20 protein-coding genes and 1 riboswitch are annotated in these 21,121 nt (G+C 51.3%); of the genes, 6 read left to right on the forward strand and 14 right to left on the reverse strand.

Going from position 1 to position 21,121, the window contains the following annotated elements; all coding sequences use genetic code 11:
* The first annotated feature begins 20 nt into the window (after positions 1-20).
* Positions 21-482 carry a cytochrome c gene (locus JJU14_RS10420; protein ID WP_228613259.1) on the forward strand — a complete coding sequence of 154 codons (462 nt, stop codon included), beginning with the start codon at positions 21-23 and terminating at the stop codon, positions 480-482.
* Positions 483-529: 47 nt separating this feature from the next.
* Here JJU14_RS10420 and JJU14_RS10425 read toward each other — a convergent pair whose 3' ends face one another.
* On the reverse strand, positions 530-1,186 hold the full coding sequence (locus tag JJU14_RS10425) for a cytochrome b/b6 domain-containing protein (protein ID WP_228613261.1): 657 nt from the start codon (positions 1,184-1,186) through the stop codon (positions 530-532).
* Positions 1,187-1,240: 54 nt separating this feature from the next.
* On the opposite strand from JJU14_RS10425, the gene JJU14_RS10430 reads away from it, so the two are divergent.
* Together JJU14_RS10430 and JJU14_RS10435 are read left to right on the forward strand one after the other, a co-directional pair.
* The gene (locus tag JJU14_RS10430) at positions 1,241-3,595 is read left to right on the forward strand and encodes a penicillin acylase family protein (protein ID WP_228613263.1); all 2,355 of its coding nucleotides are present in this window, start codon (positions 1,241-1,243) and stop codon (positions 3,593-3,595) included.
* A 192-nt stretch (positions 3,596-3,787) separates the two neighbouring features.
* The gene (locus JJU14_RS10435; RefSeq protein ID WP_228613265.1) at positions 3,788-4,939 is read left to right on the forward strand and encodes a chorismate mutase; all 1,152 of its coding nucleotides are present in this window, start codon (positions 3,788-3,790) and stop codon (positions 4,937-4,939) included.
* A 153-nt stretch (positions 4,940-5,092) separates the two neighbouring features.
* On the opposite strand, the gene JJU14_RS10440 is transcribed toward JJU14_RS10435, so the two are convergent.
* From JJU14_RS10440 to JJU14_RS10450, 3 genes are all read right to left on the reverse strand, one after another.
* Positions 5,093-5,464 (reverse strand): DUF3718 domain-containing protein, encoded by a 372-nt coding sequence (locus JJU14_RS10440; protein WP_091337817.1) that lies wholly within the window; start codon positions 5,462-5,464, stop codon positions 5,093-5,095.
* A gap of 124 nt (positions 5,465-5,588) precedes the next feature.
* Positions 5,589-5,679: riboswitch (cyclic di-GMP riboswitch) on the reverse strand.
* Between the two features lie 83 nt (positions 5,680-5,762).
* Positions 5,763-7,169, reverse strand: a complete 1,407-nt coding sequence (locus JJU14_RS10445; protein ID WP_228613267.1) for an MBL fold metallo-hydrolase — start codon at positions 7,167-7,169, stop codon at positions 5,763-5,765.
* Complete coding sequence (locus JJU14_RS10450; protein ID WP_228613269.1) at positions 7,159-8,772, reverse strand: Na/Pi symporter; 1,614 nt, start codon at positions 8,770-8,772, stop codon at positions 7,159-7,161. Before JJU14_RS10450 ends, JJU14_RS10445 begins: the two co-directional genes overlap by 11 nt.
* A gap of 140 nt (positions 8,773-8,912) precedes the next feature.
* Between JJU14_RS10450 and JJU14_RS10455 the strand changes: the two genes are divergently transcribed.
* Positions 8,913-9,803, forward strand: a complete 891-nt coding sequence (locus JJU14_RS10455; protein ID WP_228613270.1) for a TIGR00730 family Rossman fold protein — start codon at positions 8,913-8,915, stop codon at positions 9,801-9,803.
* Between the two features lie 11 nt (positions 9,804-9,814).
* Here the strand turns inward: JJU14_RS10455 and tyrA are convergent, their stop codons facing one another.
* From tyrA to ffh, 8 genes are all read right to left on the reverse strand, one after another.
* Positions 9,815-10,948, reverse strand: coding sequence for a bifunctional chorismate mutase/prephenate dehydrogenase (gene tyrA, locus JJU14_RS10460; protein WP_228613272.1), 1,134 nt, complete (start codon positions 10,946-10,948; stop codon positions 9,815-9,817).
* Positions 10,945-12,003 carry a 3-deoxy-7-phosphoheptulonate synthase gene (locus JJU14_RS10465; protein ID WP_228613274.1) on the reverse strand — a complete coding sequence of 353 codons (1,059 nt, stop codon included), beginning with the start codon at positions 12,001-12,003 and terminating at the stop codon, positions 10,945-10,947. The genes tyrA and JJU14_RS10465 overlap by 4 nt, the downstream gene beginning before the upstream one ends.
* Before the next feature lie 252 nt (positions 12,004-12,255).
* Positions 12,256-12,855, reverse strand: a complete 600-nt coding sequence (locus JJU14_RS10470; RefSeq protein WP_228613276.1) for a DNA-J related domain-containing protein — start codon at positions 12,853-12,855, stop codon at positions 12,256-12,258.
* Positions 12,856-12,999: 144 nt separating this feature from the next.
* The gene (gene rplS / locus JJU14_RS10475) at positions 13,000-13,359 is read right to left on the reverse strand and encodes a 50S ribosomal protein L19 (protein WP_228613278.1); all 360 of its coding nucleotides are present in this window, start codon (positions 13,357-13,359) and stop codon (positions 13,000-13,002) included.
* Positions 13,360-13,381: 22 nt separating this feature from the next.
* On the reverse strand, positions 13,382-14,158 hold the full coding sequence (gene trmD, locus JJU14_RS10480; protein ID WP_228613281.1) for a tRNA (guanosine(37)-N1)-methyltransferase TrmD: 777 nt from the start codon (positions 14,156-14,158) through the stop codon (positions 13,382-13,384).
* Complete coding sequence (rimM, locus tag JJU14_RS10485; RefSeq protein ID WP_228613283.1) at positions 14,158-14,688, reverse strand: ribosome maturation factor RimM; 531 nt, start codon at positions 14,686-14,688, stop codon at positions 14,158-14,160. The genes trmD and rimM overlap by 1 nt, the downstream gene beginning before the upstream one ends.
* Before the next feature lie 26 nt (positions 14,689-14,714).
* Positions 14,715-14,966, reverse strand: coding sequence for a 30S ribosomal protein S16 (rpsP, locus tag JJU14_RS10490; RefSeq protein WP_228613285.1), 252 nt, complete (start codon positions 14,964-14,966; stop codon positions 14,715-14,717).
* A 110-nt stretch (positions 14,967-15,076) separates the two neighbouring features.
* A complete protein-coding gene (gene ffh / locus JJU14_RS10495; protein WP_228613287.1) occupies positions 15,077-16,444 on the reverse strand; it encodes a signal recognition particle protein in 1,368 nt (455 codons plus the stop codon).
* 141 nt (positions 16,445-16,585) lie between these two features.
* Between ffh and ccsA the strand changes: the two genes are divergently transcribed.
* Positions 16,586-17,392, forward strand: a complete 807-nt coding sequence (gene ccsA / locus JJU14_RS10500; protein WP_228613289.1) for a cytochrome c biogenesis protein CcsA — start codon at positions 16,586-16,588, stop codon at positions 17,390-17,392.
* 72 nt (positions 17,393-17,464) lie between these two features.
* Complete coding sequence (locus JJU14_RS10505) at positions 17,465-18,742, forward strand: HlyC/CorC family transporter (RefSeq protein ID WP_228613291.1); 1,278 nt, start codon at positions 17,465-17,467, stop codon at positions 18,740-18,742.
* 43 nt (positions 18,743-18,785) lie between these two features.
* Here the strand turns inward: JJU14_RS10505 and JJU14_RS10510 are convergent, their stop codons facing one another.
* Together JJU14_RS10510 and gshA are read right to left on the reverse strand one after the other, a co-directional pair.
* The gene (locus JJU14_RS10510) at positions 18,786-19,409 is read right to left on the reverse strand and encodes a hypothetical protein (RefSeq protein ID WP_228613293.1); all 624 of its coding nucleotides are present in this window, start codon (positions 19,407-19,409) and stop codon (positions 18,786-18,788) included.
* A gap of 117 nt (positions 19,410-19,526) precedes the next feature.
* The coding region (gshA, locus tag JJU14_RS10515; protein ID WP_366914892.1) for a glutamate--cysteine ligase at positions 19,527-21,121 on the reverse strand (1,595 nt) is incomplete at its 5' end.

Below are 21,121 nucleotides of genomic sequence, written 5' to 3' on the forward strand. Positions count from 1 at the left end.
ACCAGCCAACAGGAGTTACCATGAAAAAAGCTCTCATTTCAATCGCCTTGCTTTGTTCGGGCGTTTTATTAAGCCAGGGCGTTCAAGCCAATGCCTTTGTCAATGGCGAGGATGCGGTAAGCTACCGTCAGGCAGCCTTCCAGACGATTCGCTTTAATCTGGTGGATATCAACGACATGTTTCGCGGCAATGTACCCTACGATCTGGAGCGGGTTCAACGCCGGGCTGAAGCACTGGCCACTCTAACTCAGTTGCCCTGGGAGGCATTTAATATCCCCGGAGCCGATCATGCCAGCGGCAAGGTGAAAGCTGCGCTTTGGCAAAATCTGGACGACTTTAACCAGCGTGGTGAGAAATTCGCCGCCGATGCGGCTGCACTGCATGAAGCAGCTCAGGGGGGTGACCGTCGCGCGATTCAGGGTGCTTTCCGTGAATTTGCGAATAACTGCAAAGCCTGTCACGACAACTACCGGGCTGACTAAGCGTTTGAGGTTTAACAAAAAGGGGCCTTGTTGGCCCCTTCGCTTTGTTAGTAGGATAGCATCCGAATTAAATCCGCCCCTTGCCACCAGTAAAATGCCAGCCAAAAGATCACAACCAGAATAAAGTAACTCCAACCAGCTTTGGGGGTAGGCACTCCCATATCGTTAGGGGCACTCAGCTTGCCATGCAGCATGCCCATAATCACATTGTGATGGCGCCAGCTATGCCAGACAGCAGCCACTACATGCACTGCCACGGCTATCAACAAAATATCAATACCGAGCTTATGCCAGCGAGTGGCTAAAGATACCGTATCACTGGAGACATAACGGACCAAAGGACCATCGGTAAAAATATGGTCGGTGGTCATTAAGCCGGATACAAACTGCAATAAGACCAACAGCAACAAAGCAAAAATCATGTAAGATGAAGCCGGATTATGCCCCATTACAGGCTCCGGTCGACGTAAATAGCGGACCGCTTTTAGCGGGCTGGCAGCAAACTGACTAAAACGGGCACTCTGACTGCCATAAAAGCCCCAGCAAATCCGTGCCAACAGCACCGCAGCCAAGGTATAAGCCAACAATTGATGCCACTCCATCAAGCCTTCGGTACCAGTATACCAGAGCCCGCCCAACAGCATTAATTGGCTCCAGTGAAAAAAACGTACCGCCGGATCCCAAACTTTTTTCATCACCGTCATGCACAACTCCCAGATTATGCTAACCTTCTGATTTAATATCAAAGAGTTTAGCACATGCGCTGGTTAAAATGGCTATTTGGTGGCTTACTGCTGCTGGTTCTGGTCGCTGTTATAACAGTTTATTGGTTGCTGCGTGCCAGTTTGCCCCAGTATCAGGGCGAAGTGCTGGTTCGGGTAGCAGATGAGGTATTGATCAGCCGTGATCATACCGGTTACGTCCAAATCCAGGCACAAACAAGGCAAGATGCCGCTTATGCGCTCGGCTTTGTCCATGCCCAGGAACGTTTTTTTCAGATGGATTTGCTGCGTCGTAATGCGGCCGGCGAACTATCCGCCTTGTTTGGGCCGCTTGCCCTGAGCGCCGACCTGGAGTTACGGCAACATCGTTTTCGCAATCGGGCAAGTGATATTTTGCTGCAACTACCCCTGCCAGAACTGCAGTTACTCACTGCCTACAGTCAGGGCGTCAATGATGGTTTGCAGCAATTGACTGTTCGCCCTTTTGAGTATTTCCTGTTGCAAGCCAAGCCTGAGCCATGGCGCGAGGAGGACTCGTTGTTAACCATTTTCAGTATGTACCTTGAGTTGCAACGAGGACATGGCTTCGATGAGCTGGCGATGGATGCTTTAGCCAAGGCCATTCCTGCGGACTGGCTGGCTTTCTTGCAGCAGCATCATGAGGACTATCAAGCCGCCATAGATGGTAGCACCAAGCCCGCAGTAACGATGCCCTTATCCCCCTACCCAGAGGTGCTGCGCCAACAAGCAACCGCCTGCCGTGATTGTGGCATCAAAGACAGTGTCGATATTGGCAGCAACAATTTTGCCGTGGCTGGCGCTTTGACCGAGCATGGCAGTGCTATCCTGGCCGATGATATGCACCTTGGCATCCAGGTCCCTGCCACCTGGTACAAAGCGGATCTGCACTGGCCAAGTGATCATGGCTCAGAACGTGTTACCGGACTAACCTTGCCTGGAGCACCCTCCATGGTGGTAGGCAGCAATGGCCATATCGCCTGGGGCTTTACCAACAGCACCGCCGATTGGCACGATGTGATTGCCCTGCAACTGAGTGAAGACGGCCAACAATACCTTACGCCTGATGGTTGGCAAGATTTTATCTGGTATGACGAAGTGATTGAAGTCAAAGGCCAGGCAGCAACTCAGCTTAGGCTTAAAGAAACACAATGGGGCCCATTGCTTCCGGCTGCACCCGGGCAACCGCGCTATGCACTTCGCTGGGTTGCTTATGATAGCGAAGCTGTCAATATGCAGCTAATGCAACTGGAGACAGCCCGAACGGTGCAAGAAGCACTTCGCATCGCTCCAATGGCGGGCATACCAGCGCAAAACTTACTAGTAGCGGATTCAATGGGACAAATTGGCTGGGGCCTTATGGGCCCGATACCAAGACGCCAAATCACTGACTGGAACACACCACAGGACTGGAGTACCGGCGATAATAGCTGGCTTGGTTATCTGGCTGCTGATGAACACCCGAAATTAATCAATCCAGAGCTGCATCGGCTGTGGTCTGCCAATGCCAGGGTAGTCGGCGGCCACCCTTATCAACTGCTTGGTAATGGTGGTTATGACATGGGAGCCAGAGGCTGGCAGATTCAGCAACGCTTGCTGGCCAAAACGCAGTTTACTGAACAGGATCTGCACGCTATTCAGTTGGATCATCAGGCAAAAATGCTAAGGCCCTGGCGACAATTGTTGCTCGAGCAGCTAAGCCCGCAGTTTATCCAGCAGCATCAGCTGCAAAGCTATCAACAGGAAGTTGCGGCCAGCAGTGACTATGCCGCCACCGATGCCATCGGCTATACCCTGGTGCGTGCCTTTCGGCTAAAAACGCTGCAGTTGATGTTCGCACCACTCAGTGCTTATCTAGAGTCTGAAGGATTGTACAGCTACCATTTGAAATACCCATTAGCAGCTCCTGGCTGGCAGATGCTGCAACAACGGCGGGACGATACCTTACCAGCGGCTTTTGGTAGTTGGGATGATTTATTGCAAGCGGCTGTGCTACAAAGCTATGCTGAGTTATCCGTTGAACAGCATACATTAAATGAGTTGAGTTGGGGCCAGCAAAACCGGGCGCGCTTTCGGCATCCATTGGCAAATTCCGTGCCGTTGCTTGGACGTTACCTGAATATGCCCGCCGATCCACTGGCCGGTGATAGCCATATGCCGCGCGTACAGCGACCTGGCTTTGGTCAATCACAACGTATGGTGGTTGCCCCCGGCTTTGAACAGCTCGGCATACTGACGATACCAACGGGTCAGTCCGGTCATCCGCTGTCGCCATTTTATCGGGCCGATCATCACTATTGGCTGCACGAACAGGAGTTAGCTTTTCTGCCTGGTCCGGAAAAATACCGTTTGCTGCTGCGACCAGCACATTAGCAGTTGACTTTAGCCATCCAGACTGATAAAAAAACAGAATGAAACGCTATCATGCCAACGCACTCTTTTTTCGTTTTTTTACCACCCGACCTGGGAGGTAGTGTTGCGCGCGTGCAGAACACCAAAAACCTCCCCCGACGGGAGGTTTTTTTTTGCTATCAAATAACAACAATGCAACGAGGATGATCCGTCATGGAACTAACTGAAGTACGACAACAAATCCAACATACTGATCAGGAGTTGCTGCAATTGCTGGCAAAGCGCCGCAAACTGGCTTTGGCGGTTGCCGAAGCAAAGATCAGCCAGAATAAACCCATCCGTGATCAACAGCGCGAAGAAGAGCTATTGCTACGGTTGATTGAGAGCGGCAAAGCATTAGAGCTGGATGCCCACTACGTTACCCGCTTGTTTCATGTGATCATCGAAGACTCCGTACTACAGCAGCAAGCCAAACTACAAGGCGAGCTCCGTGGCATGCAGGGACCCTCAGTCAAAGTAGCGTATCTTGGTGGTCAGGGCTCTTACAGTTACTGGGCTACCCAAAAATACTTTACCCGCCGGGCAGAGCAAATCATTGATATTGGCTGCGACAGTTTTAACGAGATCATCAAGGCGGTTGAAACCGGCCATGCCGATTATGCAGTATTACCGATTGAGAATACCTCCTCGGGGAGCATCAACGAAGTCTATGACTTGCTGCAACACACCCGTTTATCCATTGTCGGTGAGCTCACGCATCCAATCGATCACTGTGTGCTGGGTTTGTCAGGCGCGCCACTGAATCAAATTCGCCAGATTTGTGCACACCCCCAGGTTATTGCTCAATGCAGTCAGTTCCTGCTTGGGCTTACCAATATCAAGGTCGAGTATTGCGATAGCTCATCCGATGCTTTTCAGCGCGTCCAGCAAAAGCAAGATCCAACCATCGTTGCTATTGGCGGTGAAGCTGGCGGTAAAATTTATGGCCTGGAAGTTCTGGCACGCGATCTGGCCAATCAAAAGGACAATGTCAGTCGCTTTATCGTAGTCGCCCGCAAAGCAGTGACCGTTGCCAAAGCCATTCCTGCCAAAACCACCTTCATTATGTTTACCGGGCAACAACCGGGAGCGCTGGTGGATGCATTAACGGTATTAAAACGTCATGGTATCAGCATGGCTAAATTAGAATCACGACCAATTCCAGGCAACCCATGGGAAGAGATGTTTTACGTCGATGTGCTGGCCAATGCCAACGATTATGCCATGACCCGGGCGCTGGAAGAATTAAACCGTATTACCAAGTTTATCAAGGTACTGGGCTGTTATCCCAGTGAAGATATTCAGCCAACGCAAGTACCGGCGTAAGCTGCAATATAGATGCGGATATCAGCGGGAGCCGCTGGTCGCTTTCAATGCAAGGCACCCAGCGACTTTGAAGCTCGCATCTTGCGATTACTTGGGTATAAAAAAAGGCGCCAATCAGGCGCCTTAAATAAACAGGGAGGGTGAATTCAAAAATTAGCTATTGGCACGGGCGCGGATAGCTTCAATGACCGGTGAGCCAGAGAAACCATTGCTTTCTGCCCATTCAATATCACCAGAAGAAGCAACTTGGCTACCTGGCAACTGACGGATGATAAAATCCGCAGTGTCGTTCGCGTTGTGGCGAATGGCGTGACGCACCAGTGGCAAGCCATCACACAGGATACCGTCGTAGACGTTGCGCAGGCGCAGACGGTGATCACTCAAAGTTTTACGTAAATCGTTGCGACTATCCGCTGCAACGTATGAGCAGATAGAAACAGCAAGCTGTTGATCGGCCTGGGCCTGTGAGCTGAACACACCAGTGGCTGCAAGAACAGACGCTAAAGCTACAAATTTCAATTTCATTTTCTGGCTCCAAAACAGTAATTAGTCAGAATCCATTCATCATTGAATGGTGATTAGCTTGTGCTTGCGAAAGGTCGATATGACTACTGCTGTTGCAGTTCACATTAAGGTCAGGACGACGCTTAATGGCAGCCCAGCTATCATGGGAAACTGCGTTTCCGTTAGATCTGAAGCTTTGCGTGATCACCCTTTCGGATGTCTTGCCTTTCGAAGTGCGCACATAATAACCAGCCCAAACGACTTTGGCAATAGCGTCATAAATATTTCATCGTTTAAATCGGACAACCTGCCGTTTCCATTAAAGGCTGATTTGTTGTCCTTGCGTCGCTATGTCGACTTCCAAACCCTGTGCAGCCATTTCCTGCTGCAACACCTGCTGTGCCTTACTTTCACCATGCACCAACCAGAACTTTGGCTGGCCACCAATGGCCTTAGCCCACTGCAACAGTTCACTTTGGCCGGCATGGGCGGAAAAGCCCCCTATGGTGTGTACTTTGGCCTTAACGACAATATCCTGACCAAACAGCTTGATGCGCTGCTCTCCATCGACCAGCCGTCGTCCCAAAGTGCCCTGTGCCTGAAAGCCAACAAAAATCAGATGATTGGAGTTTTTCCATAAGTTGTGCTTAAAGTGGTGAACGATGCGGCCGCCATTGCACATGCCACTGCCGGCAATAATGATAGCCCCTTGTTTAAAGCGGTTGATGGCCATGGAGTCTTCCACCGTTTCCGATAGTTTCAGAATAGGCAGGAAAGAGGCAAGATCGCGCACATTTTGCTGCTTCAGAATGCGGGTATCATCTGGGTCCATACTGTGAAAGAAGCGGTCATAAATTTCAGTGATGCTGATCGCCATTGGGCTGTCTAAAAACACCACTTTTTGTTTTAGCTTGCCCTGATGATACAAAACACCGAGATAGTACAAAATTTCCTGCGAACGGCCCAAAGCAAAAGCTGGAATATAGACATTGCCGCCCGCATCGTAGGCGGCGTCGAGCGCAGCCGCAAACTCCGCTACCGTGTGCTCCACATCCTGATGATTGCGATCGCCATAGGTACTTTCCATCAGTACCACATCGGCGTGATCAATCTGCGCCGGATCGTGCATCAGCACAGTGGCAGGATTGCCCAGATCACCGGAGAATACCAGGTGCCGCATGCCTTGCTTGCCTTTTAGCCATAGCTGCACAATGGCCGAGCCGAGAATATGACCGGCATCGTTAAACTCCAGTTCCATACCCGGCATCGGCACCAGCCGTTTGTTGTAGGGTTGAGGTTCGCATAAATCCACCACCCGTTCGGCATCGCTCAACTGCATCACCGGTTGTATTTCCTTTTTACCGGCCCGCGCAGCTCGTTTGTTTTTCCACTCCAGATCTTTCAAATACAAATGCACCGAGTCTTTTAACAGGACCGGCAGTAACTCAGCGGTGCCCTTGGTGCAGTAAATTTTGCCATGAAAGCCTTTGGCAACCAGTAAGGGCAACAAGCCACTGTGATCAATATGAGCATGGGATAAAATCACCGCATCAATATCTTTTGGCCGAAACTGAAAACGGAACTTGTGCCACTCGCGGATTTGATCGCTGCCTTGCACCATGCCGCAATCAAGCAGTATTTTTTTATCGTTTAAATCCACCAAATAGCAAGAGCCGGTGACTTGTCCGGCTCCGCCGATAAAAGTGAGTTGCGCATTAACTGGCATGAAGTTCTCCTGATTCTGTTTCAGTGGGGACAGCCGCTTGCTGCCGCTCGTAGTGTTGCTGGATCTGGGCTACCCCCAACATCGCCTTAGTGAGGTGATGATCAAAGCGGCGCAGCTCAGCCAGCCGCAGCAACCACTCTCCGCCCTGCCCACTATGCAAAGCAGCATTTAACTGCTCAGGTGCTACCAACTGTTGTTTCTGTTCAACCCGCCACCGACTGATCTCGCGATACAATCCAGAGATCTGTCCGGCACCAGCGGGTAAATTCAAGGTAGCCAATTGACGCCAGAACTCAGCCTCTAACCGAATGCCGGCTCGGTCATGCTCAAAGCGATGTTCCAGCTGAGGCAGCATTTGCAACAAGAGCTCGACCCTCAGCTGACTTTTTGCCAACGCATTCAATAAATCGGACTCACCCGATTGCAGCGGCTGCTGGCCTAGCTGACTGCTGAACTGAGCAATGGTACGTTGCGATTGACGCAGCTCATCCAGCACGGACTGCTCCACGGGTTTACGATCCATGCTACCAGCCAAGCGGCATAACTGCTGCAACACCTGCTGCTGTTCCATGGTCAGAGTTTTAAGTGCAAGCGCTGGTATGGCCAAACTGGACTGATCCAGCATCCGCAAACGGTCACTGGGCTGACGACGAAAACGACCATTTAACCACAGCACCAACCGATCACTGATCGGCCACATCAGCAACACACCAAGCAGGTTAAACAAGGTATGAAACAAGGCCAGACTAAAAGCCGCATGGTGTACATCAAACAACTGGTGCTGCAACCACAGCAACAGCCAAAGTAAAGGCTGTAGCAGCAATAAGGCCACTACAGCGGTAAGCACATTAAAAATCAAATGCAGCATGGCCAACCGCTTGGCTTTAGCTGTGGCAGTTAAAGCGGATAATAAAGCGGTGGAGGTGGTACCAAGGTTGGCACCAATGACAAAAGCAGCACCCAGACTCAGTGGCACTACGCCACTGGCAACGGCGGTAATCACCAGCGCGATCACCGCCGCTGATGCCTGCATAATGGTGGTAAGTAAGGTCCCTAATAGCACTGCCAACAGGATGCCAAGGATGCCAAGCTGCACCAACCAGCCAAACTCAATATTCACAAAAGCCGCATCAAAGCTGTCTTTTAACAGGCCAATGCCCAAAAACATCAAGCCAAAACCAGCCAAGCCCTGACCACTGCCTTGCCAACCCCGTTGCTTCACAAATGACTTTAATAAGATCCCAATGCCAATCAGCGGCAGTGCCAGTGCATCAATTTTAAATTGCAGTCCTACCAGGGCAACAAACCAGCCGGTAAAGGAAGTGCCAACATTGCTGCCGTAAATCACATAGGCAGCATTGCGCAACGACAGCAAGTTGGCATTGACAAAGCCAATCGTGGTGACGGTCACCGCGGTGGATGACTGCACCGCCACAGTGGCACCCGTTCCAATCAGCAAGCCATGGAACGGCTTCCCGGTCCAGCGCTGCAAGCCTGTAACCAGGTTATTGCCAGCTGCTTTTTTCAGGCCGAGTGTCATCCATTCCATGCCCAGCAAAATAAGGCCAAGGGCGCCTAGCGCCATTAATCCATCGGTCATCATCTGGCTGCTACAATCCTTTTGGTTGTGATTGCATCATTGTGACACAACTCAATGCACGTTAATCTTAGTTTAAATCAAAGCAGGTCGCATTCTTTAGGGTATTTGCTTGCTTGAAAAACAACCACTTATCAGGAGTCATTATGTCCAATCACCACCACAATGGGTTGCATCGGCGTCATTTTAATAGTGCACAGGATTCCGTAGATGCCATTAGTCAATTGCAGGATCATGCCTCCTACCGCCTGGCTTTTGCCGATCACAACTTTTTGTTGCAGGATGAATTGCGTCATGTACGGTTACAGCTGGAATACTTGAAACCACAACTGGTGCTTGAGCAGCACGGTATTGATGCTACTCTGGTGGTGTTTGGCAGTGCCCGCTTTCTGGCTCCGGAAGATGCCAGGCATGCGCTTGAGCAAGCAGAAATCGCCCTTAACGCCACACCTACAGACCAGAAGCTGCAACAGCGTGTACAACAGGCCAAGCGCGATCTGAACAATAGCCGTTACTACCAGGCATCGCGGGATTTTGCCTATCTGGTCGCTGAGCACAGCCAACGCAAGCCACAAGAAAAGTTAACCATTATCAGTGGCGGAGGCCCCGGTATTATGGAAGCTGCTAACAGAGGTGCGATGGAAGCAGGCAGTGCCAGCATTGGTCTGAACATTGTGCTGCCAAAAGAGCAGCATCCCAACCCCTATATTACGCCGGAGTTTTGCTTTCAGTTTCACTACTTTGCCATTCGCAAGATGCACTTTTTACAGCGAGCTCGTGCTCTGGTGGCTTTTCCTGGTGGCTTTGGTACTCTGGATGAGTTGTTTGAAACCCTGACCTTACTGCAGACCAAAAAGGCCGAAGCGGTGCCTGTGGTGTTGTACGATGAAGCCTTTTGGCGGCGCTTGATCAACTTTGATTTGCTGGTCGAGACCGGAGTTATCAGTTCAAGCGATCTGAAACTGATTAGCTTTGTTGATACGCCAGAACAAGCCTGGCGCGTGATCCGTGACTTTTACCAACTGACAGACATCTAAGCCTGATAAGCTTAGCTTCTGCCATCGGTTGCTTTTTGCAGCAATTGCCGGCTTTCATCCAGGAACTGGCCGGCCAGCTCACCGAAATAGGCCTTGCCTTTATTAAACTCGGCCATCAGCGCCGATTTATCGGCGCTTTGTACCAGACTCAGCACCTGCGAAAAACGCTGTAAGTAGCGCTCAAGCAACTCCGATGTTTGAACCGAAGACAGCATGATATCGGCATAAAGCTCGGCATTTTGCGCAAACAAACGGCCTATCATCGCCAGCTCCAACCGGTATATTGGCGAGCTTAGCGCAAGCAACTCGCTGAGCTCAGCGTTTTCTTCAGCCAGATGCACGCCATACACCAAGGACGTAAAGTGACGCATGCCCTGGATCAGCTGCATACGTTCATCGTGTACTTCGGCACTTTGCTCAACCAATTCAGCGCCCCAGACCACCAGTTGCTGACGCAGCCAGTCCGAGCGCTCCGCAAAGCGGCCGCCACACACTACAATCACCTGCTTCACCAGATTACTGACATCAGGACCAAACATCGGGTGCAGCCCCAGCACTGGACCAGCATGCTTTGCCAGCATACAAGCCAGCGGTTGTTGCTTAATGCTGGTGATATCAGCCAGCAGGCAATCGGCTGGCAATTCAGGTAACAGCTCAATCAGCTGACACGTTAGGGTAATAGGCGTTGCCAACAGGACCAGGGCTGCGTCCTGGCATAGCTGTGGTGCCTTAGGCCAATCGTCGGCTTCCAGCACCTCAACCTGATAGCCAGAGCGCTGAAACAAGCTAACAAAGCGGCTGCCAAGAGCGCCGGCGCCGCCGACCACCACCACTTTGCCTCCGCCTGGCCGGCAACAAACAAAGCTGTGCTCCTGGGTCTGATAGGATTCACGCATCACCCGGCGCAATACGTCCTCGATCAGCTCGGCTGACAAGCCATGCTGCTGCGCTTGCTCTCGCCTTGCTTGCAATAAGGCCTGCTCGCGCGCTGGCATATAAACAGGTAAACCAAACTGCTGTTTAACCCGCCCTACCTCGGCGGTCACCTGAGCGCGACGGGCCAACAGCTGCACCAGCTCGGTATCAATGGCATCAATCTGCTGACGCAACGGCGTGAGTGCCTGTTGCTCTGGCGTCTGACTCATGCCGCAGCCACCAGCGATTGCATGCTTAGATGACAGTCCGCCAATAACTCAGCCGTGGTCTCCCAATCAATGCAGGCATCGGTAACTGACACACCATACAAAGGTGCTTTGCCATTCACGATGTCCTGCCGCCCGGCATGTAAATGACTTTCCAGCATAATACCAATAATGGCGGCATTACCTGCCTGGCGCTGAGCAATCACTTCTTTGGCAACCAGTCCCTGACGGTTGTGATCTTTATTGGAGTTGCCATGACTGCAATCCACCACTATGGCGGTAGCCAAATCCAGTTTATTCAAAGCCGTAACCGCCTCAGCAATACTGGCTGCATCATAGTTTGGCTTTTTTCCACCCCGCAAAATGATATGGCCATCCGGGTTGCCCTGGGTTTCGACCAGGGCCACTTCACCGCGCTGGTTCATACCAATAAAGCGATGCGGGCTGGCCGCCGATTGCAGTGCATTTAAGGCAATACCAAGATTGCCATCGGTACCATTTTTAAAACCAACCGGCATCGACAGGCCACTGGCCATTTCGCGGTGGGTCTGCGATTCGACAGTACGGGCACCAATGGCAGCCCAGCAAATAAGATCCGACATGTACTGCGGGCTGATTGGATCCAGCGCCTCAGTAGCGGTTGGCAGCTCCATATCTATCAGCTTCAGCAGCAACTCACGCCCCCAGGTCAGACCGGTTTCCAAATCAAAGGAATCGTTCAGATGGGGATCATTGATAAAACCTTTCCAGCCAACAGTGGTGCGCGGTTTTTCAAAGTAAACCCGCATGACGATGTACAGACTATCACTGTACCGCTGCTGCAACTCTTTTAAGCGCTCAGCGTATTCGATCGCGGATACAGGATCATGGATAGAACAAGGGCCGGTCACCACCAACAATCTGGGATCACGACCATGAATAATATCGGCAATGATCTGGCGTGACTGCTGCACAAAGACAGCTCCTTGCTCGGATAGCGGCAAGGCTTGTTTCAACACATTGGGCGGACTTAAAGGTCTTTCTGCGGCGATGCGCAGATCATCTACACGGGTGGTCATAGTCAAAGCTCCTAAAAAGCACCTCTAAGTGTATGGCAGGTTGGCTGCTGATGCCGTCTCATCGGAGCAGACCCAACCACCCGTAAACTTAAAAGTACACTTTGTATTTAATTAATTACATAGTGGGCAGTGTACCCAGATAGGAAGTTAAGTTCAACCCCATAAAAGCCATTATTTGCAAGGCTTTCACAGGGAGAGCCTAAAAATAAAATCGTAATGATTAGTGTACATACGGAAGGCAAGAAGGCCGATTTAACGCAAAGCAGTTTTAAGCTGCTGATAGGCCAGCCGGATCCGGACAAAGTGTTCGGCATCCCCACCACGATCCGGATGATGCTTCAGCGCCAGGGTTCGGTATTGCCGCTTTAAGACTGCCAGCTGGCAAGGCCAATTGAGCTGCAACAATTCACAAGCTTGCTGTCGGCTGAACATCGGCGCTGAGACCACAGCCTGGTTGGCAAACTGCTGCCAGAAATCATCCAATTGCTGCGCCAGAGTGGCAGCATCCATCTGGTAGAAGTTCTGCCAGTCCAGATAGTACTGAGCCCGACCTTGATCCTGTGCCGACAGTTGCTGATCCAGCCATGGTAAAAGCTCGACTTTCGCCAGACCAATGTCCAACCAGGCCACTTCATCGACCAGCCATTGCTGCTGAATGCAATACAATAAATGCTGCAGCACAAAATGGCGCTGAAACAACGCATACTGCGGATCCGAAGGTGCATTAGTTAGCTGCAAGCCCAGACGCTGCAACAGCTGCTGCTCAGTAACAGTGCCACTGCTTTGCAGCAGCATGGTTTCCAACTGGCCTTGCAATAAATGTAGTTGTGGGGTGGGAAGAGGTGCTTGCATAGCAATACAGTGCCAGAGCCATGTCGGCGACGCAAGCCTGCTGCACCAAAAATCGGCTGGCCCGAAGCGGTGTCTACTCTGGATGGCGCCCACAAAAAAGGCCGGCCTTTGCAGGCCAGCCTTTTTGAGTACAGCAAAAAGTGCTTAGTTAAGCTTTTCGCGGATACGCGCTGATTTACCTGAACGATCGCGTAAGTAGTACAGTTTGGCACGACGTACCGCACCGCGACGCTTAACGGTGATGCCTTCTACCAACGGGCTGTGTGTCTGGAACACACGCTCAACCCCTTCACCGTTTGATACTTTACGCACGGTGAAAGAAGAGTGCAGACCGCGGTTGCGCTTGGCAATCACGACACCTTCGTAGGCCTGAAGACGGGTTTTCTCGCCTTCTTTAACACGTACCTGAACCACCACGGTATCACCCGGGGCAAAAGCAGGTACGTCCTGCTTCAGTTGCTCATCTTCAAGCTGCTTGATGATGTTTTGGCTTACTTTGCTCATAACAATCTCTCTTTACCTGGAGTTAACTGTCTTTCTGCTGCAGCGTCTGGTGTTCCTGTTGGAACTCTGCCAGTAACTGTTGCTGCTCCTCAGTCAGAGCCAGGGAATTTAACATATCTGGCCGTCGTAACCAGGTCCTACCCAGGGCCTGTTTCAGACGCCAGCGTCTGACTTTCTCGTGGTGACCACTCAGTAAAACCGGCGGTACCTCTTTGTTTGCCAACACTTCGGGCCGGGTGTAGTGCGGACAATCCAGCAAACCGGATGCAAACGAATCCTGCTCTGCCGATAAATCATGCCCAAGCACGCCAGGCACCAAGCGTGACACTGCATCAATCAATGTCATGGCCGGTAACTCGCCCCCGCTTAACACGTAATCCCCTATCGACCATTCTTCGTCGATTTCGGTTTCTATTACGCGCTCGTCAATGCCTTCGTAGCGCCCTGCAACCAGCAATAGCTTGCTATGCTGTGCCAACTCTTGCACACCTTGTTGATCCAGCTTCCGTCCTTGCGGCGAAAGGTAGATGGTGTGCACCTTGCCCCCAGCTGCTGCTTTAGCAGCGCGGATAGCGTCGGTGAGTGGCTGTACCATCATCAACATGCCAGGTCCGCCACCATAAGGTCGGTCATCGACGGTGCGGTGTTTATCCGTGGTAAAATCCCGCGGATTCCAGCACTGCACATCAATGAGCCCATGGCGCAAAGCCCGTCCGGTCACCCCATACTGCGTAATTGCCTGAAACATCTCTGGGAACAAGGAAATAACCCCGACCCAAAGCTTGCATGATTCCGGCATTAAAACGCGGGATCCCAGTCGACGACAATACGTCGCTCAGTCAGGTTAATGTCTTTAATGACCGTATTGGTTAAAAAAGGCAGCAACCGTTCTTTCTTACCAAATGCATCGGTGCGGTTGGCTTTCACCACCAGCACATCGTTGGAACCGGTTTCCATCATGTCGCTGACCTCACCGAGGTGATAGCCTGCTTCATTCACCACCGCCAGACCCATCAGGTCTTTCCAGTAGTAATCACCCTCGCCAAGCGCTGGCAATACACTGGTTGGTACGGCAATATCGGCATTGACCAGACGCTGCGCCTGATCACGGTCCGAGATCCCTTCCAGCTTGGCAATCAAACCATTGCTATGGCGTTTCCAGCTGGTAACCTGCATTTGTTGTTGACGCCCCTGAACACTGACTACCCAGGGTGTATAATCAAAAATCCCTTCCGGGAAATCCGTATAGCTGTTCACTTTCAGCCAGCCATTGATGCCGTACACCGCACCAAATTTGCCAACCAGAATTAGTTCATCGTTCGAACTCAAGCGACAACTCCACAGACAGTGCTAAATTAAGCCGCAGCTTTCTTAGCTGTTTTTACCAGATTAGCAACACGCTCGCTCAAAGATGCACCTTGTGCAACCCAATGCTCGACGCGTTCCAGGTCCAGACGCAGTTTTTCTTCCGTGCCGCTGGCGATTGGGTTGAAGAAACCAACACGCTCAATAAAACGGCCATCACGGGAAAAACGGCTGTCCGCAACCACAACTTGGTAAAAAGGACGCTTTTTCGCGCCACCACGTTGTAAACGAATAGTTACCATACCGTCCTCTAAGTTTTCGTTCAGGTTTTAAAAAATAACAACACCTCCGACGGTTCGGAGGGCTGGTGCATTGTACGGATTTTTGCCCCGATTGCAAGGAGTTTCGCGGCTTATCGGGGCGGCAGCATCCCAGGTGGCAACTTGCCGCCAAGGCCACGCATCATCTTCATCATGCCACCCTTGCCCGACATCTGCTTCATCATCTTCTGCATTTGGGTAAACTGCTTCAGCATCTTATTGACGTCCTGCACCTGGGTGCCCGAACCGGCGGCAATACGTTTTTTCCGCGAGCCTTTAATCAGATCCGGAAACTGGCGCTCTTTTGGCGTCATCGAGTTGATGATGGCCTCCATCCGGATAAACTGTTTATCGTCCATCTGGCCGGCGACATTAGCAGGCAGGTTCTTCATACCAGGCAATTTATCCATCATCGACATCATGCCGCCCATATTGCGCATCTGGCCCAACTGATCACGAAAGTCTTCCAGGCTAAAGCCTTTGCCTTTCATCATCTTCTGCGCCACTTTGGCCGCTTTGTCTTTATCGACTTTTTGCTCGATTTCCTCGATCAGGCTCAGCACATCGCCCATGCCCAGAATGCGGGACGCTACCCGATCCGGATGGAATGGCTCGAGCGCATCGACTTTCTCGCCCATACCAATAAATTTAATCGGTTTGCCGGTAATGTGACGGATGGATAAGGCCGCACCACCGCGGGCATCACCGTCAGCCTTGGTCAGGATCACCCCGGTCAGAGGCAAAGCATCGTTAAAGGCTTTGGCGGTGTTGGCCGCATCCTGACCAGTCATGGCATCAACCACAAACAAAGTCTCAATCGGCTTAACCGCGGCATGCAGCGCCTGAATTTCCTGCATCATGGCATCATCAATGTGCAGGCGACCGGCGGTATCCACCAACAGCACATCAAACAAGCGGGTACGGGCATGAGCAATAGCGGCATTCACAATGGCGACTGGTTGTTGCGATGCATCGCTTGGGAAACATTCTACCCCAACCTCTTTGGCCAGCGTTTCCAACTGCTTAATCGCTGCCGGCCGATAGACGTCGGCACTGACCACCAATACTTTTTTCTTTTTGCGCTCGGTTAAAAAACGCGCCAGCTTTGCCACTGAAGTGGTTTTACCGGCCCCTTGCAAACCCGCCATTAAAACCACTGCTGGTGGCTGGGTATTCAGCGCCAACTCTTCGTTGGCCTCGCCCATGGCATCTTCCAATGCCTTGCGGACAATTTTGATAAATTCCTGGCCAGGGGTCAGGCTTTTGCTCACTTCCAGACCAACGGCTTTTTCTTTGACCTGCGCCACAAAGTCACGTACCACCGGCAATGCCACATCGGCTTCCAGTAGTGCCATCCGCACTTCGCGCAGAGTGTCTTTAATATTGTCTTCGGTCAGACGCCCGCGACCACTGATGTTTTTCAGCGTGCGGGTCAGGCGGTCTGATAAATTCTCAAACATGGTGTCCATCCAGATTGCGTTGCTTGCTCTCAGTATACCTGAGTCCAGCAGCGGCGTCAGCCACAGAGCCAATTAGGCATTGGTATTCAGCACAAGTTGCAATACAATGGCTATCTGACTGTAATTCAGGGAAAGTTTTGCATGCATTCGCTGTTGTTGCCATTATTTGCCATGCTGGCTTATGCACTGGCGGCAGGCACTATTCTCAGCCGTTTATTTCACCCGGCCGGACCGGCGCTTAAGCTCACCTTCAGCGCGGCCTGTCTAGGCCTGGCTCTGCATGCGATTTCCTTATCGGCCGCTTTATTTACCAGCGATGGCCAGAACTTCAGTCTGCTTAATGTCAGCTCTTTAGTCAGCTGGTTGATTACTATGGCAGTGACGCTGACTGCTCTTCGCTCTCCTTTAGTGCTGCTGCTACCTGTGGTCTATGGCTGTGCTGCTCTGGTGCAACTGGCTGTATTGCTACTGCCACAAGGCACCCAGCTACTACAGATTGATCAAAACCCGCTGTTATTACTGCATATCCTGGTGGCTTTTATTGCTTATGTGATTTTAATTCTGGCGACCTTGTACAGTGTGCAAGTCAGCTACATCAGCTACAAACTAAAACACAAAGCGCTGAGCATGACCTCGCAATTGCCACCGCTGATGCAAGCCGAAGTCCTGCAGTTCCGTTTATTGCTGATTGGCACCGTACTGCTTGGCATCACCCTACTGAGTGGTGCCCTATTTACCAGCGACTGGCTTGGCAAACAAAACCTGCACAAAAATGTGCTCAGTTTGCTGGCTTTTGTACTGTTTGCCCTGCTGAGCTGGGGCCATGCCCGGTTGGGCTGGCGGGGGAAAACCGCCATCAGCCTGACACTGGTAGCCAGTCTGCTGCTGACGCTGGCTTACTTTGGCAGTCGCTTTGTGCGGGAAGTGCTGTTAAGTGGTGCTTTTTGATGTTTTACATCTGCCAGCGCACCGTACATACTATGCAATCACACTCCCTTAGGCCACACAGGTAACCCAGATTTGGACGCGATAGCAACCAGTACCTTATTTATTATTCTTGGTGTACTTATTTTTATCTCCGCGTACTTCTCTGGCTCTGAAACCGGCATGATGTCGGTGAATCCGTACCGCCTGAAGCATCTGGCGAATGAAAAAAACAAAGGCGCACTGCGCGTCAGCCAGCTGTTAAAGCGGCCAGACCGGCTGATTGGCCTGATACTGATTGGTAATAACCTGGTCAATATCGCGGCATCAGCCATCGCGACGGTTATTGGCTTGCGGTTGTTTGGTGATATCGGCATTGCTATTGCGACCTTTGGCCTGACGCTGGTGATCCTGGTATTTGCTGAAGTCACCCCGAAAACCCTGGCAGCCTTGCACCCGGAGCGGGTGGCTTTTCCGAGCTCGGTGATTTTAAAGCCATTACTAAAAGTGCTGTACCCTATGGTTTGGCTGGTGAATCAAGTCACCAACACCTTTTTAAAGCTATTTGGCATCAGCGCCGAGCAGCACAAAGGCAACAGCTTAAGTGCCGAAGAGTTACGTACAGTGGTGCATGAAGCTGGCGCTCTGATCCCAGAGCAGCACCAGAGCATGCTGGTCGGTGTGTTGGATCTGGAGCACGCCACGGTGGAAGATATCATGATCCCACGCAATGAAATCAGCGGCCTGGATGTAAATGATGACTGGAAGCAACTGGTACGACAGCTCGCCAACTCACCGCACAGCCGTTTGCTGCTGTACCGCGATACCATTGATGATGCGCTCGGCTTTCTCAATACCCGCGACTTGGTGCGCCCTCTGCTAAAAAAACAGCTCACCAAAGCCACCTTATTACGCGCTGTACGAGATATTTACTACATACCGGAAGGCACACAGCTGAGCACTCAGTTGCTTAAGTTCCAGGCTTCTAAAGAGCGTATCGGACTGGTGGTGGACGAGTACGGTGATATCCAGGGGCTGGTGACGCTGGAGGATATTCTGGAAGAAGTAGTTGGTGACTTCACCACCGATATCATCGATGACAATCACGAGGAAATCATCGCTCAGCCGGATGGCACTGTGCTGGTGGAAGGCGGTATTAACCTGCGCGATCTCAACCGCGAGTTACAACTGAATTTCCCGACCAATGGCCCCAAAACTTTAAATGGCCTGGTGCTGGAGTATTTAGAAGAAATTCCTCAAGGTAGTCTGAGTCTCAGGCTGGCGGGTTATAAAATGGAAATTGTCGAGGTACAGGACAACATGATCAAAACCATCCGTCTGTTTCCACTATCGAAAAAACGGCGCGAACACTAAGTGCAGCTCCCGCAGCCAGTTTAACAGCTGCGGTCAAGCCAATTTAAAAGCCAATCAAACGGCGGAACCAGCCCCGTTGCAACTCTTTCTCGCAGCTGGCCAACTGAGTTGCATACATCTGAGCACGGTCATCAACCCGCCGCGCCACTGATATCAACCAGGTTTTATTACGATAGGTACCGCGCTGATACCCCCCCCATCCTTCGTGGTAATTCAAATACTGGTTGTAAGCATCCCACTTGGAAACACCATTGATGCGATGGCTTTTATCCATGTACCAGCCCATAAAGTCGATGGCATCGGCAAAGTTGCTACGACTGGCAAAACGACGATTGGTTTCGCGCTGGTAATCGGCCCAGGTCTCGGTTTTTGCCTGGGAATAGCCATAAGCCGAGCTGGCACGGCCATAAGGGATAAAACCTAAAAAGTAGCGCATCGGTGGCCGGGCATTATGCCGGAAACTACTTTCCTGAAACATCATGCTCATCGGCACATGAATAGGCACCCCCCATTTATCGCGGGTATTGGCAGCCGCTTTGTACCAGGAGCGATGCTCTTTAAAAATATCACAGATGTTGCTGCTATTTTGCGGTGGCGGGGTACTGCAACCTGTCAGCAACAACGCTGCAGAAAAAGTACTACCGATTAAAAAAATTTTTGTATTCATCTGAACTTTATAAATCCCTTCGCTTCTAACAAAGTGCAAGGATGCAAATCAAGTTTTACGTTTCCCTGGATTTCAATCCTATATCGCGGTCACCCCTCTCCTGGTGACCGCTTTTTTTTAGTGCTCACTTTCCAATGAACACGGCTTAGGCGCAAAATAGTCGTCCAGGTACTGCTCGAAGCTTAAGGTATCGGCCGCCTCCACCGCAGCTTGCTGCTGATGCGACTCTTTAGCCATCGCCTGCAAGCTCTGTTCATCGTAATACTGATAGCTTCGCGCCAACAACTGCCCACGGTACTGCTCGGCCAATGCCAATGCATAAGGCCCGTTGTCCTGCCCACTGCTAAGCAGTTCGCCAAGTAAACGGCCAGAATAGGTGTTAGCCGGGTCCAGCAGGCTTACATAAAAGCTGCGGATACTATCCTGATAGCTGCTATCGCCATGAGCCTGATCCAGCCAAGCAGCAACATCGGTTAAATCGGCAAAAATCTCCTCGGCCCAATCCTGCATCAGCCGTGGCTGGCCCTGCTGCAATAACTCCAGATTCTGCCGGCGGCCATCAGTGACCACTTTTTTCAGGTTTTGCTCGGTGACCAACTGCTCTTCATGACTTAAATCCGGGCTGTCTTGCAGCAGGCAATAGCACAAAAATACATCCAAGAAGCGCATTTGCTCGGCACTGATACCGACCGGACTGAACGGATTGACATCCAGTGCCCGTACTTCGATGTACTCGACCCCGCGTGCAGCCAACGCGCAGGTTGGTCGCTCGCCACTTTCGGTGGTGCGCTTAGGTCGGATGGTGGAATAAAATTCGTTTTCAATCTGCAAAATGTTGCTGTTCAGCTGCTGATAGCCCTGTTTGGCATCACAAGGAATGCTGGCGTACTCCTCAGATGGCATAGTAATAGCCTGATGCAAGCCCGCTATGTATTCATCCAGCGAGTTGTAAGTGACCTTAAGCCGTGACTGCGCGCTGTTGGTATAGCCTAAATCACTCATCCGCAGCGAGGTGGCATAAGGCAAATACAAGGTCCCCTTACCAAGCGGCTGAAATGGGTACCTGGTTTCCCGGCCTTTGATAAAAGAGCCGCACAGAGCGGGCGAGGCACCAAACAGATACACAATCAGCCAGGCCATACGTTTGTAGTTGCGTACCAGCGCCAGATACTGCTCCGAAATAAAAGCCTGATCAGCAGCTGTCCGACCAGAAATTGTGGCGAAGTGTGGCCAAAAACCCGTTGGGAACGAAAAATTAAAATGCACCCCGCTTATCGCTTGCATCATGCTGCCATAGCGACGTTTTAAGCCCTGACGATAAAGGGTTTTCATCCGGCCGACATTCGAACTACCATACTGCGCCAGCTGAATTTCATCTTCATGTGCTATGTAACATGGCATACTCAGCGGCCATAGACGCTCAGCCGCCAATTGCTTGAGCGTAAAGGTATGCACATCGGCTAACTGCGCCAAGGTAGTATCAATATCGGTTGAAACCGGAGTGATAAACTCAAGCAGCGTCTCGGAAAAGTCCGTAGTAATCAGCGGATGTGTTAAAGCAGACCCTAAGGCCGCTTGATGCGACGTAGCAGCCAGAGTGCCATTGGGTTGAATGCGCAAACACTCACGCTCCAGACCACGGCGAATACCAACAATACTTTGCAAATGCTCGGCAGCAGAGAGTGCAGCCAAACGTTGTTTAAGAAGTGAAT

Source organism: Alkalimonas sp., from assembly GCF_020831925.1.
Taxonomy (GTDB): Bacteria; Pseudomonadota; Gammaproteobacteria; order Enterobacterales; family Alteromonadaceae; genus Alkalimonas.

What these genes read in the sequence shown, in the direction of transcription:
- JJU14_RS10450 (WP_228613269.1), bottom strand. Translation starts at nt 8,772, where the DNA reads ATGATGACCGATGGATTAATGGCGCTAGGCGCCCTTGGCCTTATTTTG.
- ccsA (WP_228613289.1), top strand. Translation starts at nt 16,586, where the DNA reads ATGCATTCGCTGTTGTTGCCATTATTTGCCATGCTGGCTTATGCACTG.
- JJU14_RS10470 (WP_228613276.1), bottom strand. Translation starts at nt 12,855, where the DNA reads ATGCAAGCACCTCTTCCCACCCCACAACTACATTTATTGCAAGGCCAG.
- JJU14_RS10420 (WP_228613259.1), top strand. Translation starts at nt 21, where the DNA reads ATGAAAAAAGCTCTCATTTCAATCGCCTTGCTTTGTTCGGGCGTTTTA.
- rplS (WP_228613278.1), bottom strand. Translation starts at nt 13,359, where the DNA reads ATGAGCAAAGTAAGCCAAAACATCATCAAGCAGCTTGAAGATGAGCAA.
- JJU14_RS10440 (WP_091337817.1), bottom strand. Translation starts at nt 5,464, where the DNA reads ATGAAATTGAAATTTGTAGCTTTAGCGTCTGTTCTTGCAGCCACTGGT.
- ffh (WP_228613287.1), bottom strand. Translation starts at nt 16,444, where the DNA reads ATGTTTGAGAATTTATCAGACCGCCTGACCCGCACGCTGAAAAACATC.
- JJU14_RS10465 (WP_228613274.1), bottom strand. Translation starts at nt 12,003, where the DNA reads ATGACCACCCGTGTAGATGATCTGCGCATCGCCGCAGAAAGACCTTTA.
- JJU14_RS10510 (WP_228613293.1), bottom strand. Translation starts at nt 19,409, where the DNA reads ATGAATACAAAAATTTTTTTAATCGGTAGTACTTTTTCTGCAGCGTTG.
- tyrA (WP_228613272.1), bottom strand. Translation starts at nt 10,948, where the DNA reads ATGAGTCAGACGCCAGAGCAACAGGCACTCACGCCGTTGCGTCAGCAG.
- JJU14_RS10455 (WP_228613270.1), top strand. Translation starts at nt 8,913, where the DNA reads ATGTCCAATCACCACCACAATGGGTTGCATCGGCGTCATTTTAATAGT.
- JJU14_RS10445 (WP_228613267.1), bottom strand. Translation starts at nt 7,169, where the DNA reads ATGCCAGTTAATGCGCAACTCACTTTTATCGGCGGAGCCGGACAAGTC.
- JJU14_RS10435 (WP_228613265.1), top strand. Translation starts at nt 3,788, where the DNA reads ATGGAACTAACTGAAGTACGACAACAAATCCAACATACTGATCAGGAG.
- rpsP (WP_228613285.1), bottom strand. Translation starts at nt 14,966, where the DNA reads ATGGTAACTATTCGTTTACAACGTGGTGGCGCGAAAAAGCGTCCTTTT.
- JJU14_RS10425 (WP_228613261.1), bottom strand. Translation starts at nt 1,186, where the DNA reads ATGACGGTGATGAAAAAAGTTTGGGATCCGGCGGTACGTTTTTTTCAC.
- JJU14_RS10430 (WP_228613263.1), top strand. Translation starts at nt 1,241, where the DNA reads ATGCGCTGGTTAAAATGGCTATTTGGTGGCTTACTGCTGCTGGTTCTG.
- trmD (WP_228613281.1), bottom strand. Translation starts at nt 14,158, where the DNA reads ATGCCGGAATCATGCAAGCTTTGGGTCGGGGTTATTTCCTTGTTCCCA.